This is a genomic window from Arcobacter sp. CECT 8989 (genome assembly GCF_004116715.1).
Lineage (GTDB): Bacteria > Campylobacterota > Campylobacteria > Campylobacterales > Arcobacteraceae > Halarcobacter.
The window spans coordinates 137,736-151,840 of record NZ_PDKE01000003.1; the positions used below are offsets into that span (position 1 = coordinate 137,736).

The window sequence follows — 14,105 nt, forward strand, 5'->3', positions numbered from 1 at the left end:
TTTTAGTTTTCCTCTTCTTTCTTCTTTTTGTATATTTTTATTTGAAATAGTTGTCTTTCAGGTTCTACTAAATCAAGCTTTCCTTTATAAGTTGTAAGTGAGATTGAGTGAATTTCATACTCTATTTTTGCTTCATTTAAAACGGTTAGCATTAGGTTTAAGTGCTTTAAAGTAATTGCATTTATAAGCATAATCCCATTATTATCCAACTTTTTATAAATCTTTGGAAGTTGTTTTATAACTTCAACTCCACCACCACCTACAAAGATTCTCTGTGGAGTTTCTTCTAAGCTGTCAAAGTACTCTTGGGCTTCACCAATTAGTAGCTTTGTATTTACAACATAATGATTTGTTAGATTTTGTTTTATAAACTCTACTCTTGTTTCATTTTTTTCAAAAAGTGTAGTTTTAACTTTATATCTTTTAAAAGCTTCTATTGCACAAGAACCACTTCCAGCTCCAATATCCCATAAAAGATTGTTTGGTTCTAAATCAAGGTTCTGTAAAGTAAGTTGTCTTTTGTACTTCTTTGTAATCATACCTCGCTCAGTTTCAAACTCTACATCTTCACTAATAATATTTTTACTTTCAAACTCTTTTTTAATAAGTAATACAAAAGGTTGAGATAAATTAATAGATTCTTCATCAAAGTTAAGTAAATCTATCTCTTCTATTTTTTCATCTACGAATCCTAGCTTATAGCCTATAGTTGTAGATATACTTTTAGCTTCAAAAAAAGAAAGAGCAGATTTTAATCTTGCTATTGTAAACTTATCACAAAGTACAAAAGTATATTTGTTTTGTAAGAAGTTTTGTAAATCAAAATCAACTCTACCGTGTAAAGAAATAACATCAACTTCAGTTTCACTAATAAAAAGTTTCTCGCACATATAAGTCTTAGAAGATGTGTTATTTACGATTTTCACTCTGTCTTTTGGCAAGTTTTTAGCAATAATTGTTCCAGCAGAAAAAAATAGAGGTGAACCAGTAACTACATATAAAATCTCTTCTTTGTCATAGTTTTCTAAAAGATACTCTTTTGCTTCTTTATATTTTAGTTTTAAAATATTTGAAGCCTCTTCTTTGAAGTTTGAATCACAGATAATCTTATCAAATCTGCTAATATCAAAGTCTAAATTTGTAAAGGTATAATCTCCCATACCATTACCAGCTATTGTTACCATGTTTTTACCATCCTAACACCTCTTTTTGTTCTAATATTATGGCTTTTACATTTGATGTTTTAAACCATTGTTTTATTTGTTCATTTGCTTTTTTTGTAATCATTTCATAAAAAGCATCAAGTAATCCCACTTTTTCAAGCTCTTGGGATATTCCTTTTACTGTTAAAGTTGCTTCAATATCAACTTCATACCTTAGGTTCTCTTTTATGTCTAATTGAAGTTGTGTAAAGTCAATTACTCCAAATCTATTGTGAGTATTTTTAAAGCCTTGGTAGACTTTTGTCATCTTTCCAATCCCACATAAAAAGATTACCTCTTTTGCATCTTGTTTAGTTGCAAGCTCAACTGAGTCATAAACAAAATTTCCTATTTCTATGATTGCCTCTTCATCTGCCTTAGAACAAGCTACTTTAAAAGCAGAATTTCCAAGGGTAAAATATATAGTCTCATAGTTATTTTGTATAGCAAACTCTATTTCAGTTTTTACAGAGTCTATATACGCTGAACTTGATACAGGTTTAACAATTCCTGTTGTTCCAAGGATTGAGATACCTTCAAGTACTCCAACTTTTGAGTTTGCCGTTTGTTTAGCTATTTCTTGACCATTTGTAACGCTTACACAACATTTTAAATGCAGGTTTTCTTTCTTTTTTGTTTTAATCTCAAAATACTCTTGCATAGCTTCTAGTGGAGCAGGATTTATAGCAGGATAGGGCGCTTGTATTTTAAGTCCCTTTTTTGTTACCACTCCTACACCAAGACCTGCATAGATTTCTAAACTATTTGTTCCACAAGAAAATATTTGAGGTTTTTGAAAAGTAGGGTTCAATAAAAATTGATTTTTATCAAAGTCCAATGATACAACTATCTCACAGCCTTTTGTTACATCTAAATCATCATTGTCTATTTTGTTTGTTTTAGTTGTTGTTTGAGAATTTGTAACTAAAAATGTATCTAAACAAGACCTAAATGCAGCAACTGTGTGAGTTCCTGTTGTATAACCTTTTCTTAAAACTTTTTTTTCAGACATAAACTATTATTGAATCTCTTTCATTGCGTGAATTGTTCTTCCAATAAATAATATTGCTGGAGTAAGTTTTTTTAACTCTTCAAAAAACTCTTCATTTTGATTGTTTACCTCATCAAGGCTAAATATTCTTTGTGAAGAATTATCTGTTGTTCCTTTACTTAGAACTGCTATTGGTAAATCTTTTGGAAAATCGATACTTAAAAGATACTCAACGATATTTTTGATATTGTGAACACCCATCATAATAATTAGATTTTCTCTATCATGGTATGATTTAACAATACTTTTAAAAACATCAATATCATGCCCTGTTATAGTTCTATATGAGTCATTAAACTTTCTATCTACTAAAGGGAGCATAAAGCTTTCTGGTACTGAAGTTGTTGAACTTACTCCTGATACAATCTCTACATCAAAGCCAGCTTCTTTTATAGCTCTAACTTCTTCATATCCACGACCGAAAACAAAAGGAGTTCCACCTTTTAGTCTTACCACTACTTCATGTGTTTTTGCATAGCCAACTAAAAGGTCATTTATCTCTTCTTGTTGTTTTAGGTGTTTACCTTTTCTTTTTCCTACATTTACTTTTAGGCAGTTTTCTTTACAGAACTGAAATACTTCTTCGTTTACTAAAGCATCATATAAAATTACATCTGCTTGTTCTATTATCTTTACAGCTTTTAGTGTAAGTAAGTCTAATTCTCCTGGTCCTGCGCCAACTAAATATATTTTTTTAATCATTTTTGTATGTGTCCATTTCTGACATAGGAACTATTTTAAATTCTGCCATGTCAAGTTTTTCATTATTGCTTAATGCTTTAAATAATTTTACCCACTTTTCTTTATCATACTGATGAACATTTTTAAGCCAAATAGCATTATTTTCTAAATATCCATTTCTTTGTGTATTTTCATAGATATTTGCAACAGATCTAAATCTACAAGCTCCAAAACAACCAGTTCTTACAACTTTGATTCTTTCTTCACCTTTTGATAGAGCTAGCTCTTTTATAACCTTTCTTAAAGTTGCAGCTACATCTTTTCCTTTATGAGCCTTTGAACATCTTTCATCATCACATAAAAAAAGTTGAGTTTTAAAGTGCATGATAGGTTTACTAGCATCAAACTGTTTTGGTTTGCAAGTAAAACCTTCTGCTACTTCACTTCCCATAGTATTGAAAAGTTTGCCATTTTTATTTTCCATTATATTTCTCATCTTTATCATAATCTTTGATTAGTTTATAGATTGCATGAAGAGTTGCTACTGTCATAGTAGAACTTCCAAATCTTCCTTCCATAATAATCCCTGCTACATCAAAATGGTCACAGAACTTTCTACCATAAGCCTTTGATTCAACAACATTTACAAAACCTACTGGAAATAGTAGAAAAGCAACATTGTTTAAATCTACTTTTTGCTCTATTAAAGTATTAATTGCAGCATAGATAAAAGTAGGGGCATTTCCACAAGCTAAAACTAGTGGCTTATCTTTATGTTTTTTAATAGCTTCCACAACTGCTGCATAGCTTCTTGTGGTTTTGTTTTTTTCTGCCATTTCATATGTAAAAGGTTCGTTGATATAACATACAACTTCATTTTCATACTGATTTAAATAAAAGTCACTAAGTCCAACTTTAATCATATTTACATCAACTATTATCTTTGCTTTGTTTAATAGTAGTTTTTGCACCCTTTTAATTGCATCTTTTGAAAAGTAAATATTGTTTAATACTTCATCAAAACAAGTAGTAGTATGAATAAGTCTACTTATTACCTCTTGTTGTCCTTCATCAAACTCATTTATTTTTTCATAATCTTTTAGTTCTTCACTAATCATTTCAAATGATTTATTTGAAATATCAGCACCTATATTTATTGGCGGTTGTTCTAGTTTAAATTCCAAAGTAATCCTTTAATATATTTATATTATTTCTAAACATTGTATGTAGATAAGTTCCATATACATTTTTTTTCTTCCAAGCTCCTACTTCACCTTTTGAGTTAATCTTTTTACTTAAAATATCACAGCCCAAAGAGGTATCAAGGGGTTTTGTATAGTGAAAAGCATGACCTTTTAAACCACTTTGACTATGGTAATAGCCAAGTCGTACTCTTTTATCAGTAAGTGAAAAGCTTACCTTTAAGATTTTTGCCATCTCTTTATCATCTACACTATTACTTAGATATAAAAGCCCTGCACACTCTGCATAGATATGTTTGTTTTTATTTGCATGCTCACTTAATGATGCTTTGAAATTTTGAGAAGTTTTAACTCTTTCATAGGCTTCATTTGTTTCTACATAACCTCCTGGTATAAAGACTAAATCACTATTAGAACAAATTCTTTCATCTTTAGTTGAACTAATAAGCTCTACTTCATTAAATAACTCTTTTAAAGTTTCTAAATTATCATGGTATAAAAATGAGAAGTTTTCATCATAAACAACAGTAGCTTTTTTGTTTATCTTTTTTATCTCTTCAAAGGGGTAGTTAGTAATAGCTTCTTTTTCATATGTAGTAATCTTTTTTAAAGTTTCTAAATCAATGTTTTCTAAAACCTCTTTAGAGATATTTTCCAAGACCTCTTTTTTCGCATCTTTTAAATCTAAACCTAAGTGAGTGTCTCTTAAACTTGGTAAATCTTTTTTTATCCAACCAAGTACTTTTACCTCATTTTCACCTTGGAAATCTTGTTCTATTTGTTTTTTTATTAGTTCAAAGTGCATTCTTGAAGAGACTTTATTTAAAACTACAGCTTTAATAGTGTTATCTTCTTTATAGGTTTTAAGACCTTTTAATACAGCGCTAATAGTGATATATGAACCACTAGCATCAAGAAGTAAAACTGTAGGAATGTTTAATAGTTTTCCTACATCATAAGCTGAACAGCCTTTATCCATACCATCATAAAAGCCCATTACTCCTTCTAAGATAGAGACTTCTTTATTTGAGTACTTATTAAATACCCATTTTACTTGGAACTCATTCATTATAAAGGTATCAAGGTTTATTGATTTTGTGTTGCAAACTATTTCATGAAATTGTGGGTCAATATAGTCTGGACCAATTTTAAAAGGTCTTACACTCTTTTTAAAGTAGTATAACAATGCAGTAGAAAGAATAGTTTTCCCCTGATTTGATGAAACAGCAGAAATAAGAATTGAGTTCACTTTTACCTCTATATAATTTTTTTTAGCTATAATTCAGCCATGAAAAATCTTAGAGGGTATAATAAACGTTACTTTAAATTGTCAACAATTGCGATGTTCTCGACAATTAATAAGTTATGTAGTGTAGAAACTAATAGCAATTTATACCACAAAAGAGCTTATGAAAACGAAATAAACTCTTTAGATCCCCCAGAAAATTCTCAAATTTTACTAACATTAACAAAATAATCAATTTTTAGATTACAAATTTTACTTTACATTTTAATTTTTTAATAAAGGACTACCTATGCATATAGAAGCAGGTGTTGTGCATGGCGCAAAAATGGCTTTAAGTTATGGGACGGCTGCCGTTTCATTTGGTATTGCTGCAAAATTAGCAGTTGACACAATCAAAGAGAGTGGGTTTTTACCTACAATAGTTAAAACATTAGTTGCTACTATTTTAGTATTTATGTTTTTTGAGGTGCTTCCTCATCACCCAGTTGGTGTATCTGAGGTTCACTTTATCTTAGGTTCAACGCTATTTTTAATTTTAGGAGCTGCTCCAGCAGCATTTGGTTTAGCAGCAGGTTTATTACTTCAAGGTCTATTTTTTGCACCATTTGATTTACCTCTGTATGGAGTGAATGTTACAACACTTTTAATGCCTTTATTTGCAATGATGTATGTAGCAAATAGAATTATTCCTAAAAATACAGCATATAAAGATATTAACTATAAAGATGCTTTAAAACTATCTGTAATGTACCAAGGTGGTATCGTTACTTGGGTTGCTTTTTGGGCGTTATATGGACAAGGTTTTGGTGCAGAAAATTTAAGTTCTGTATTAACATTTGGAGCAGCTTATATGAGTGTTGTTATTTTAGAACCATTTATTGATTTAGCAGTTCTTGCAGGTGCAAAAGCATTAAGTAGTTTAAAATCAAGTCCTTATGTTGAGGCAAGATTATACAATAGTGCAAAATAATGAAAAGATTTAGACATTACAATAGAAAAAGAGCTATTGTATTAGCTTGTTTTGGTTCAGTTATTGAACAACAAAAATATTTGGACTTAGAAGCTAAAGTAAAAGAGGAATACCCAGATTGTGAGGTATTTACCTCTTTTTCTTCAAGAATGGTAATTAAGCTTTTAAAGAAAAAGAAAAAAGAGATTTATAAAAACCTTCCTCAAACTCTTGCTGATGTAGATATGCAAGGATATAAGCATGTGGTTGTTGTTTCTGTAAATATCTATCCTACTGATGAACATGAGTTTTTAAAGAAAATTGTTGATGGATTTAAACACTTTTCTATGGCAAACCTTGGTATTACTAATGCTTTATTAACAACTACAAAAGATACAACTTCATATTTAAAAAATTTAAATGAGCAAGTAAGTAAAGAGGATACTGCAAACTTATATATTATTCATGGAACACCAAAATTAAATACAGTTGGAATTGATTCTATTTCTTATACAAGTGATTTACTTGAAATGATTGACGAAAGAAATTTTGCCTGTTCTTTAGAAGGGGCTTTCCCATATTTTGCAATTAATGATGCAATAAAACAAAAGATTAAAGCAAAAGGCTTTAAAAAGGTTCAAGTTGTTCCTTTACTTTTAGTTAGTGGAAATCATTATATTAAAGATATGTTTGAGATAAAAGATGATTTAAGTGATGAATTTGAGTCTTTTATTGCTCCTTCTTTAACACAAAGTGAGAACTTTAATCTTTTAGAGTTACCTCAAACACAAGAGATTTTTATAAAAAATATCAAAGAGTCATTTAAGATGCTTGGTATTAGTCATAAAACAATGACATATTAGGAAAGTATATGAAGTTATATATGGTATCTTTAGGCCCTGGTGATTATGAACTAATCACTTTAAAGGCCTTAAAAGCTTTACAAACATGTGATGCAATCTGTATTCCTACAAAAAGTGCAGATAATAGTTTTACTAGGTCAATGACTTATAAAATAGTTAAAAAACTTATGGATGAGTATGATTTTGAAAAAGATATTATTCCAATGTATACTCCAATGAAGTTTAAAACTGATGATTGGCAAAGACAAGTTGATATAATCGAAGACTCTTTTAAAAAATATGATAGCTTGTCTTTTGTAACTTTAGGAGATAGTGCTGTTTATAGTACTGTATACTATTTACTGGATATTATAAAAGAACAACATAAAGAAGTTTATGAAAACAGTGAGGTTATTCCTGGGGTCACTTCTTTCTCTCATGCTTCTGCAAAGGTTAAAAAACCACTTTGTGTAGGTGATAGTAGTTTTATTATAAGACCTTTACATAAAAGAAAAGTTCCATTTACAACTGTTTACATGAGACCAAAAATTGGAATGACTACAGATAAAATAAAAGAAAAAAATGATATATATACCTTTGAAAATCTAAACTACAAAGGTGAAACGATTTTGGAACACAAAAAAGAGAAGGTTGATAAGTACATGACGTTATTTATTGATTTTCATAATAGAAATGAACAAGTTTAATAAAAAGGCTATTTCCTCATTAAAAGCTATTATATCATCAAGAAGAGACATAAGAGGAAATAGATTTTTAAATAAAAAGATTGATGATAAAATTTTAAATGAATTATTAGAAGCTGCTAATAATGCTCCTTCAGTAGGTTTTTCTCAACCATGGAAATTTATAATAATTGAAGATAATAAAAAAAGAGAAAAAATCTACAAAAACTTTCAAAAAGAGAATAAAAAAGCAAAAGAGATTTTTAAAACAAATGAAATATACCCAAACCTAAAACTTGAAGGTATAAAAGAATCATATTTAAATATTGCTGTTTTATATGAAAAACCTAAAAAAGATATTTTAGGACAAACTACTCAAAAAAAGGTTGGAGAGTACAGTGTTGTTTGTGCTATTCAAAACTTTTGGCTTATGGCTAGAGCTTATGGTATTGGAGTAGGTTGGGTTAGTATTTTAAAACCAAAAAAGATTAAGAAAATATTAGATATAAGTGATGATTATAAATTGATTGCATATTTAACAGTTGGATATGTAAAAGAGTTTTTAGATGAACCAGAGTTAAAGAAAATAGGCTGGGAAAAGAAAAAAACTTTAAAAGAAATAAAAAAATTATAGGAAGTATTTATGATAAAAAATATTGTTGGCACAAATGATTTTATAGAGTTTTTAAGAGGTAAAAGTGCTACATTTTTATTAGCAGTAAGTAATACAAAAACTGCTGATATAGAGGGTATTACACAAGCTGGGATTCCAGGAAAAATATATTTAACTCCTACATTGGATAGTGAGTTTTTAACATCTGGAGAAGTTAGAAGTTTAGAGTCTATTGCAGAAACTCCTAAAGGCGTACCAACTCCGGCGCTACTTACAAGGGCTACTCATCTTTTAAAACCTTTTTCAAATATTGAAATCTTAAACTTAGGACTTCAAGTTGCTCCTAAAGTTGATTATTTTAAAACACATAATTTTAGTATCTCTGCTTCAGGAGATATTTCATCTCTTGCAAATATTGATGCAATGGATGTGTTTAAAAAAGGTTTAGATTTTGGTCAAAACTTTGAATGTAAAGATGAGTATATTATCTTAGCTGAGTCTGTACCAAGTGGTACTACAACAGCTGCTGCAACTGCTTTAGCTTTAGATTATGATTGTAAAGAGATGTTTAGTAGTAGTTTTAAAGATGTTCCTAATGATATTAGAAATAAAACAATCCAAAGTGCTCTTTCAAATATAAAAGAGAGTGATGATATCTTTTCAAGACTTTCTAAAGTATCTGATAATATGCTTATTTTTACTGCTGGGTTTATTTTAGGCCTTAATAATCAAGCAAAAGTTATCTTAGCAGGTGGAACTCAAATGGCTTGTGCTTTATTGATTGTAAACTCTATTTTAAAACAGATGCAAGGACATTTAGAAACTTCTAATCTTGCTCTTTGTACTACAAAGTGGGTTTATGAAGATGAAAAAAGTGATATAGAAGGGCTTTTAAAATTAAATGATTTAAAAATCAATGCTTATTATGCAGATTTTGATTTCAAAGATTCTTCACATCCTGCCTTAAAGCTTTATGATGATGGTGAAGCAAAAGAGGGTGTTGGAGCAGGAGCTGCTTTAACTTATGCACTTTTAAATGGTATTTCAAAAGAAGAACTTACTAAAAAAATAGAAAGCCTATTAGGATAAATGAAATAAAATGAAAATTCTTTATTTTGGTGGACAAAAGTCTGGTAAATCAAATCTTGCAGAACAAAAAACTTTAGAAATAAGTTCTAAAAAACCATATTATCTAGCAACTTATGATAATAGTTTCAATGATAAAGAGATGCATAAAAGAATTGATAAACATAAACTTCAAAGAAAAGAGCAGTTTAGGACAATAGAAGAACCAAAGGATTTACTAAAGGTTTTACCAAAGAGTTTAAAAGCTGAGGAAACTTTTTTAGTGGATTGTATGTCTATGTGGCTTTTTAACAATATTCAAGAAGATGAAGAGTATCTAATCAATCAAATAGAAGAGATTTCAAAGCTTGATGCGAATATTGTTTTTGTTTTAAATGATGTTAACTCTGGAATCATTCCCTTTGATAGTGAAAGTAGAAAGTTTGTAGATATGACAGGAATAGTAGGACAAAAATTAGCTCAAATCTGTGATGAAGTTTATGAAGTAAAGCTTGGCTTAGCAAGTAGATTAAAGTAAAGAAATGAAAAATATCTCAATCTTTGGTACAAGTAGCGATGCAGGTAAGTCTACAATCACTTTTGTAATAGCAAAAATTCTACAAAATATGGGCTATAGTGTAGCTCCTTTTAAAGCTCAAAATGTCTCAAATAATGCTTTTGTTTGTGATGATGGAAGTGAAATAGCAGTTGCTCAATACTTTCAAGCAAAAGTTTTAGGTGTTGAAACCTCTTATCATCTAAATCCAGTACTTTTAAAATCAGGACGAGGAAGTTCTGCTTCACTTATAGTTGAGGGTAAAGTTGTTACAAATAAAGATGTAAGAGAGTATTACCGAGATTTAGACCTACTTAAACCAGCTGTAAATAGATGTTTTAACTATCTTAATGAAAAGTATGATTGTGTAGTTTGTGAAGGAGCAGGAAGTCCAGTAGAGCTTAATCTTATGGATAAAGACCTTTCAAATATATACATGGCTGATGAGTTTAATACAAAAATCATACTTGTAGCAGATATAGAAAAAGGCGGTGTTTTTGCTTCTACTTATGGGGTTTACCATTTATTACCCGAAAAACTTCGTAAAAATGTAATTGGTGTAATAGTAAATAAATTTAGAGGGGATTTAACTCTTTTTGACGAAGGTGTTAGAATCATTGAAGAGGATTTTAAAATACCTGTTTTAGGGGTATTGCCTTATACACCTTTTAACTTAGGTTTTGAAGATTCACAAAGTTTGAAAAACTATGCTCAAAATAGTAAAAATGCAATTTTAAATATTGCAGTTATCTTTTATCCATATATGAGTAACTACAATGATTTTGAACCTTTGATAGCCCATGAACAAATAAATTTAGAGTTTGTGGAGACGAATATCTCTTTAGATAAATTTGATATGGTAATAATGCCTGGTTCTAAACTTGTAATCAAAGATTTAAAATGGTTAAAAGAAAATGGCTTATTTGATAGAATAAAAGCATATAAAGGTAAGCTTTTAGGTATCTGTGGCGGTTATGAGATGATGTTTGAAGTCCTTGATGATTGTTATGCTTTAGAAAATAGTGAGCCAATAAAAGAAGAGGGTTTTGGCTTTATTGATGATGAAATAGTTTTTGAAAAGAAGAAAACATTAGAAAAAGGAAACTATCAAATCTTTGGTGTGAAACTTGATGGTTTTGAAATACACCATGGAAAAAGCAAAAAATATCCATTATTTTACGAAAACAAAAATAAAGATAAAAATATATGCGGAACTTTTGTACATGCAGTTTTTGATTCTGATGAATTTAGAACTTATCTTTTCAAAGATTTACACAATGAATATAAAGAGTTTGACTTTAAAGCCTATAAAAAAGAGCATATAGATGGTTTTATCAGCTCTTTAGAGAGTAGACTTAATGTGCAAAAAATTAAAGATGAAATAGAAGAAAGAGAATAAATGAATAAAGATTTGATATTAGGATTAAAGTTTGCCTTTAGTTACTTTTCAATAATACCTATAAAGTTTGATAGCAATGTAGATTTATCAAAAAAAGAGATTATCAACTATTTAATGTTTTTTCTTCCTCTTGTGGGTGCTGTTTTATCCTTTGGGGCTTGTATAGCTTTTTATTTTTTAGAAGATTTGTCTTATCTTGGAGCAATTATTTGTACTTTTTTGTATATGATGTTTTATGGTTTTATTCATACAGAAGCTATTTTAGATGTAGTAGATGCTTTATATGCTAAACATAGTGGGAAAGATGCCTATGAAGTTATAAAAGAGCCTACAATTGGAGCTATGGGCTTTTTATATGCTTTAGGTTTTGTTTGTATTAAAGTAGCAGCCTTAGTAATGCTTTTTTTAAATCAAATGTATTTAGAGATAATTGCAATAGCTATTATAAGTAGAGTATCTGTACAGTTTATGACAAAAACAAATGAGTTTAAATCCTCTTTTGTAGGTTTAATGAAAAGTTCATTTACTAGTTTTAAAACAGCCTTAGCACTTTATTTTATAGTATGTTTAGTTCTTATTGGTTTTAAAGCCTTTACACTGTTTTTTATAGCTTTAGTTTTTACTTTTTTATTCTCATTATTTTTAGAAAAGAATCTTGGCTTTTTAAATGGAGATACTTTAGGTTTTAATTTAGAACTAACTGAGATAATTCTTTTTATAACTGTTTGTCTACTTTGGCTAAATTAAAAGAGAATCAATGGCTACAATAACTTTTCTAAGACATGCTCCTCTAGCTTTAAAAAATCAAAAGTGTTACAACGGACATATTGATTTAGAGATTGATACAACACTAGTAGATTTCAAACAGATTGAAACTATACAAAAACAAAAATATGATTTAGTCTACTCTTCTGATTTAAAAAGGTGTACTCAAACACTTGATTTACTAGGCTTTTCATATAAAAAAGATGAAAGACTAAGGGAAGTAAAATTTAAAGATGAGTTTGAAGGTAAATCTTTTGATGAGATTTCAAAAATGCCTATCTATGATGAAAAGTATTTATCTTCTTTTGAGTCTTGGCATAAATTTATTGCCCAAGAATCAATAGAAGAGTATAAACAAAGAGTAAACTCATTTTTAAATGAACTTCCTAAAAATAGCGATATTCTAGTGTGTTCGCACGGTGGAACAATTAAACTAATTCACTCTATCTTAACAAATACAGAATATGAACAAAGTAGATACTCTATCTCTTATTTAGAGACATTCAATTTAAATATATAAGATTAACTTATAGCACTATAATAACTTTAATTAATAATACTTTTAACTTATTTGATTTATAATTTGATATTATAATGGTTTGATTTTTGATTTAATACTTTTAGGTAAGTGTGCAAAAACAATATTGCTATCTTTGATATATTTACCGTCTTCCCAAATGGTTATATCAATAGTCATGTTTTTTTTATTGAAAGCTACTAGTTTTATTGTTTGATTATTTTGTTCATACTCAATACCTTTAGTTTTTAAATCTATGATTGGTTTTTTATTAGCCATTCTTCTCCTTCTTGATCAAACCATTATATGCTTATTTTTAAAAAAGGTATTTTACATGAACCAATCTGAAACTATCAAGCATATCCCTTCAAATAGACTTCAATTTTTTCCAATTATGATGTTTGCTGTTGTGATGGGCTTTTCTGGGTTATCATTAGTTTTTGAAAGACTTGAAGAGGTTTTATTTTTCCCTTCTTTTATTTCAACTGTTTTTACTCTTATTTCTACAGTTTTATTTTTTATAATCTTGTTTTTTTATACAAAGAAGTTTATAAAGTATAAAGAAGAAGTAAAAAAAGAGTTATCACATCCTATAAGAGTGAATTTTTTTGCTGCATTTTCTATTTCAATGCTTTTATTGTCACTTTTATATAAAAATTCTATTTCAGAAGTTTCTCATATCTTCTTTATTTTTGGAGCTGTTGTTCATATCTTTTTTACTTTTTATACTATTAAGTTTTGGATAAACAATAACCTTGAAATGCAACACTCAAATCCCGCTTGGTTTATTCCTATTGTTGGTAATATCATTGTTCCAATTGCAGGAAAAGGGTTTGTAAATGACTCTATTTTATATTTTTATTTTTCAATAGGTATTTTCTTTTGGATTGTTTTATTTGCAATTATTTTAAATAGAATTATCTTTCATAAGCAGTTTGCTCCAAAGTTTATGCCAACACTATTTATTCTTATTGCACCACCTGCAATAGGATTTATTTCATATATTAAACTAACTTCATCATTAGACTTTTTTGCTCATATTCTTTATAGTTTGGCTCTGTTTTTTACTATTTTAGTATTTGTGATGTACAAAAACTATATAAATATCAAGTTTTTTATCTCTTGGTGGGCATTTACCTTTCCTATGGCAGCTGTTACTCTAGCAAGTTTACTAATGTATGATTTAACTTCTTACTGGTTTTATGCAGTTATATCTTATATTTTAGCTTTTATTACAACTTTTGTGGTATTTTTAGTAGCAAAAGAGACTATTAAACATATGTTTAAAAAAGAGATTTGTATAATGGAGTAATCTTCTTTTTGAAAGGAAAATA

The 14,105-nt window shown here is 28.8% G+C and carries 17 protein-coding genes; 10 read left to right on the forward strand and 7 right to left on the reverse strand.

Translation table 11 applies throughout. From position 1 onward, the window contains the following. Positions 1-2 precede the first annotated feature (2 nt). From cbiT to CRV02_RS04230, 6 genes are read right to left on the reverse strand one after another with little or no spacing between them, the layout of a single operon-like run. A complete protein-coding gene (gene cbiT / locus CRV02_RS04205; RefSeq protein ID WP_129089287.1) occupies positions 3-1,184 on the reverse strand; it encodes a precorrin-6Y C5,15-methyltransferase (decarboxylating) subunit CbiT in 1,182 nt (393 codons plus the stop codon). 4 nt (positions 1,185-1,188) lie between these two features. Next, entirely contained in the window at positions 1,189-2,214 is a 1,026-nt protein-coding gene (gene cbiD / locus CRV02_RS04210) for a cobalt-precorrin-5B (C(1))-methyltransferase CbiD (protein WP_129089288.1), read from the reverse strand. Between the two features lie 6 nt (positions 2,215-2,220). Continuing rightward, positions 2,221-2,955 carry a uroporphyrinogen-III C-methyltransferase gene (gene cobA, locus CRV02_RS04215; RefSeq protein ID WP_129089289.1) on the reverse strand — a complete coding sequence of 245 codons (735 nt, stop codon included), beginning with the start codon at positions 2,953-2,955 and terminating at the stop codon, positions 2,221-2,223. Beyond that, positions 2,948-3,430, reverse strand: a complete 483-nt coding sequence (locus CRV02_RS04220; protein ID WP_129089290.1) for a (2Fe-2S) ferredoxin domain-containing protein — start codon at positions 3,428-3,430, stop codon at positions 2,948-2,950. Before CRV02_RS04220 ends, cobA begins: the two co-directional genes overlap by 8 nt. Next, positions 3,408-4,118 carry a precorrin-8X methylmutase gene (locus CRV02_RS04225; protein WP_129089291.1) on the reverse strand — a complete coding sequence of 237 codons (711 nt, stop codon included), beginning with the start codon at positions 4,116-4,118 and terminating at the stop codon, positions 3,408-3,410. Before CRV02_RS04225 ends, CRV02_RS04220 begins: the two co-directional genes overlap by 23 nt. Then, on the reverse strand, positions 4,108-5,385 hold the full coding sequence (locus CRV02_RS04230) for a cobyrinate a,c-diamide synthase (protein WP_129089292.1): 1,278 nt from the start codon (positions 5,383-5,385) through the stop codon (positions 4,108-4,110). Before CRV02_RS04230 ends, CRV02_RS04225 begins: the two co-directional genes overlap by 11 nt. A gap of 286 nt (positions 5,386-5,671) precedes the next feature. Here CRV02_RS04230 and CRV02_RS04235 point away from each other — a divergent pair, with 286 nt between their 5' ends. The 9 genes from CRV02_RS04235 to CRV02_RS04275 are packed head-to-tail and all read left to right on the forward strand — an operon-like array spanning position 5,672 to position 12,774. Further along, positions 5,672-6,352 (forward strand): energy-coupling factor ABC transporter permease, encoded by a 681-nt coding sequence (locus CRV02_RS04235; RefSeq protein WP_129089293.1) that lies wholly within the window; start codon positions 5,672-5,674, stop codon positions 6,350-6,352. Continuing rightward, the gene (locus tag CRV02_RS04240; protein WP_129083456.1) at positions 6,352-7,194 is read left to right on the forward strand and encodes a sirohydrochlorin cobaltochelatase; all 843 of its coding nucleotides are present in this window, start codon (positions 6,352-6,354) and stop codon (positions 7,192-7,194) included. Before CRV02_RS04235 ends, CRV02_RS04240 begins: the two co-directional genes overlap by 1 nt. Before the next feature lie 8 nt (positions 7,195-7,202). Further along, on the forward strand, positions 7,203-7,880 hold the full coding sequence (locus CRV02_RS04245) for a precorrin-2 C(20)-methyltransferase (RefSeq protein ID WP_129089294.1): 678 nt from the start codon (positions 7,203-7,205) through the stop codon (positions 7,878-7,880). Next, the gene (gene bluB, locus CRV02_RS04250) at positions 7,867-8,490 is read left to right on the forward strand and encodes a 5,6-dimethylbenzimidazole synthase (protein WP_129089295.1); all 624 of its coding nucleotides are present in this window, start codon (positions 7,867-7,869) and stop codon (positions 8,488-8,490) included. Before CRV02_RS04245 ends, bluB begins: the two co-directional genes overlap by 14 nt. Before the next feature lie 9 nt (positions 8,491-8,499). Beyond that, positions 8,500-9,558 (forward strand): nicotinate-nucleotide--dimethylbenzimidazole phosphoribosyltransferase, encoded by a 1,059-nt coding sequence (locus CRV02_RS04255; protein ID WP_129089296.1) that lies wholly within the window; start codon positions 8,500-8,502, stop codon positions 9,556-9,558. Between the two features lie 10 nt (positions 9,559-9,568). Continuing rightward, complete coding sequence (locus CRV02_RS04260; protein ID WP_129089297.1) at positions 9,569-10,072, forward strand: bifunctional adenosylcobinamide kinase/adenosylcobinamide-phosphate guanylyltransferase; 504 nt, start codon at positions 9,569-9,571, stop codon at positions 10,070-10,072. A gap of 4 nt (positions 10,073-10,076) precedes the next feature. Continuing rightward, positions 10,077-11,489 (forward strand): cobyric acid synthase, encoded by a 1,413-nt coding sequence (locus tag CRV02_RS04265; protein WP_129089298.1) that lies wholly within the window; start codon positions 10,077-10,079, stop codon positions 11,487-11,489. Beyond that, the gene (locus tag CRV02_RS04270; protein WP_129089299.1) at positions 11,490-12,236 is read left to right on the forward strand and encodes an adenosylcobinamide-GDP ribazoletransferase; all 747 of its coding nucleotides are present in this window, start codon (positions 11,490-11,492) and stop codon (positions 12,234-12,236) included. Between the two features lie 10 nt (positions 12,237-12,246). Continuing rightward, positions 12,247-12,774, forward strand: coding sequence for a histidine phosphatase family protein (locus tag CRV02_RS04275; protein ID WP_129089300.1), 528 nt, complete (start codon positions 12,247-12,249; stop codon positions 12,772-12,774). A 69-nt stretch (positions 12,775-12,843) separates the two neighbouring features. Here the strand turns inward: CRV02_RS04275 and CRV02_RS04280 are convergent, their stop codons facing one another. Continuing rightward, on the reverse strand, positions 12,844-13,050 hold the full coding sequence (locus tag CRV02_RS04280; RefSeq protein ID WP_129083464.1) for a malate dehydrogenase: 207 nt from the start codon (positions 13,048-13,050) through the stop codon (positions 12,844-12,846). 55 nt (positions 13,051-13,105) lie between these two features. Between CRV02_RS04280 and CRV02_RS04285 the strand changes: the two genes are divergently transcribed. Then, a complete protein-coding gene (locus tag CRV02_RS04285) occupies positions 13,106-14,083 on the forward strand; it encodes an SLAC1 anion channel family protein (RefSeq protein WP_129089301.1) in 978 nt (325 codons plus the stop codon). Positions 14,084-14,105 lie beyond the last annotated feature (22 nt).